This is a genomic window from Gilliamella sp. Fer4-1 (genome assembly GCF_001690515.1).
In the GTDB taxonomy this organism is placed as follows: domain Bacteria; phylum Pseudomonadota; class Gammaproteobacteria; order Enterobacterales; family Orbaceae; genus Gilliamella; species Gilliamella apicola_C.
The window spans coordinates 1-2,452 of the sequence record NZ_LZGZ01000057.1 but is presented as its reverse complement, the minus strand read 5'-3'; the positions used below and the strand labels follow the sequence as shown (position 1 = coordinate 2,452).

At 48.2% G+C, this 2,452-nt stretch carries 1 tRNA gene and 2 rRNA genes; all 3 read left to right on the top strand.

The window, feature by feature from the left end:
- Positions 1-50: 50 nt before the first annotated feature.
- Positions 51-1,588 (top strand): 16S ribosomal RNA (locus tag A9G30_RS01925).
- A 54-nt stretch (positions 1,589-1,642) separates the two neighbouring features.
- Positions 1,643-1,718 (top strand) — tRNA-Glu (locus A9G30_RS01920).
- Between the two features lie 257 nt (positions 1,719-1,975).
- Positions 1,976-2,452 (top strand): 23S ribosomal RNA (locus A9G30_RS01915); the annotation flags it as partial.

The window sequence follows — 2,452 nt, the reverse complement described above, 5'->3', positions numbered from 1 at the left end:
CTGAAGATTCATTTGAATATGTCAGAGACAGTTATTGAGCATCAAACTTTAAATTGAAGAGTTTGATCATGGCTCAGATTGAACGCTGGCGGCAGGCTTAACACATGCAAGTCGAACGGTAACATAAGTGCTTGCACTTGATGACGAGTGGCGGACGGGTGAGTAAAGTATGGGGATCTGCCGAATGGTGGGGGACAACAGTTGGAAACGACTGCTAATACCGCATAAAGTTGAGAGACCAAAGCATGGGACCTTTGGGCCATGCGCCATTTGATGAACCCATATGGGATTAGCTAGTAGGTGGGGTAAAGGCTCACCTAGGCGACGATCTCTAGCTGGTCTGAGAGGATGGCCAGCCACACTGGAACTGAGACACGGTCCAGACTCCTACGGGAGGCAGCAGTGGGGAATATTGCACAATGGGGGGAACCCTGATGCAGCCATGCCGCGTGTATGAAGAAGGCCTTCGGGTTGTAAAGTACTTTCGGTGATGAGGAAGGTGTTGTATCTAATAGGTGCAACAATTGACGTTAATTACAGAAGAAGCACCGGCTAACTCCGTGCCAGCAGCCGCGGTAATACGGAGGGTGCGAGCGTTAATCGGAATGACTGGGCGTAAAGGGCATGTAGGCGGATAATTAAGTTAGGTGTGAAAGCCCTGGGCTCAACCTAGGAATTGCACTTAAAACTGGTTAACTAGAGTATTGTAGAGGAAGGTAGAATTCCACGTGTAGCGGTGAAATGCGTAGAGATGTGGAGGAATACCGGTGGCGAAGGCGGCCTTCTGGACAGATACTGACGCTGAGATGCGAAAGCGTGGGGAGCAAACAGGATTAGATACCCTGGTAGTCCACGCTGTAAACGATGTCGATTTGGAGTTTGTTGCCTAGAGTGATGGGCTCCGAAGCTAACGCGATAAATCGACCGCCTGGGGAGTACGGCCGCAAGGTTAAAACTCAAATGAATTGACGGGGGCCCGCACAAGCGGTGGAGCATGTGGTTTAATTCGATGCAACGCGAAGAACCTTACCTGGTCTTGACATCCACAGAATCCTGTAGAGATATGGGAGTGCCTTCGGGAACTGTGAGACAGGTGCTGCATGGCTGTCGTCAGCTCGTGTTGTGAAATGTTGGGTTAAGTCCCGCAACGAGCGCAACCCTTATCCTTTGTTGCCATCGGTTTGGCCGGGAACTCAAAGGAGACTGCCGTTGATAAAGCGGAGGAAGGTGGGGACGACGTCAAGTCATCATGGCCCTTACGACCAGGGCTACACACGTGCTACAATGGCGTATACAAAGGGAGGCGACCTCGCGAGAGCAAGCGGACCTCATAAAGTACGTCTAAGTCCGGATTGGAGTCTGCAACTCGACTCCATGAAGTCGGAATCGCTAGTAATCGTGAATCAGAATGTCACGGTGAATACGTTCCCGGGCCTTGTACACACCGCCCGTCACACCATGGGAGTGGGTTGCACCAGAAGTAGATAGCTTAACCTTCGGGAGGGCGTTTACCACGGTGTGGTTCATGACTGGGGTGAAGTCGTAACAAGGTAACCGTAGGGGAACCTGTGGTTGGATCACCTCCTTACGAAGAGCTCGTAAGTGTTCACACAGATTGTTTGTTTGGAATAGAAATAATTCAGTCCCCTTCGTCTAGAGGCCTAGGACATCGCCCTTTCACGGCGGTAACAGGGGTTCGAATCCCCTAGGGGACGCCATAAAGTGCGACGGAATTATTTTTTAAAAATTATGTTTGTATTTACTTTGAGTTAAAAGATGAGTAAATAGAAAGATAAAGCTCTTTAACAATTAGGAACAAGCTGAAAGAAACGAGTTCTCGTTTTTACGGAAAACTTTTATTTTTGGTTTAATGATATATTTAATAAATGTTGAGTTAAGCTGATTAAACTAAAAGTGTTGAAGTAAAAAAGAGAAAAAAGCGTAAATTGAAAACCAAGACAACTGTGAGTTGTAAGGTTAAGAAATTAAGCGTACACGGTGGATGCCTAGGCAATCAGAGGCGAAGAAGGACGTGTTAATCTGCGAAAAGCGACGGTGAGCCGATAAAAGGCGCTATAGCCGTTGATGTCCGAATGGGGAAACCCAGTGTAGGTGACTACACTATCATATAATGAATTCATAGTTATATGAGGCGAACCGGGAGAACTGAAACATCTAAGTACCCCGAGGAAAAGAAATCAACCGAGATTCCCTGAGTAGCGGCGAGCGAAAGGGGAGAAGCCCAAGCGGGTAGCATATAGTATTAGTGGAAGCGTCTGGAAAGTCGCACGATAGAGGGTGAAAGTCCCGTACACGAAGGTGCGATATGTGGAAGCTTATAGAGTAGGGCGGGACACGTGATATCCTGTCTGAAGAAGGGGGGACCATCCTCCAAGGCTAAATACTCCTGATTGACCGATAGTGAACCAGTACCGTGAGGGAAAGGCGAAAA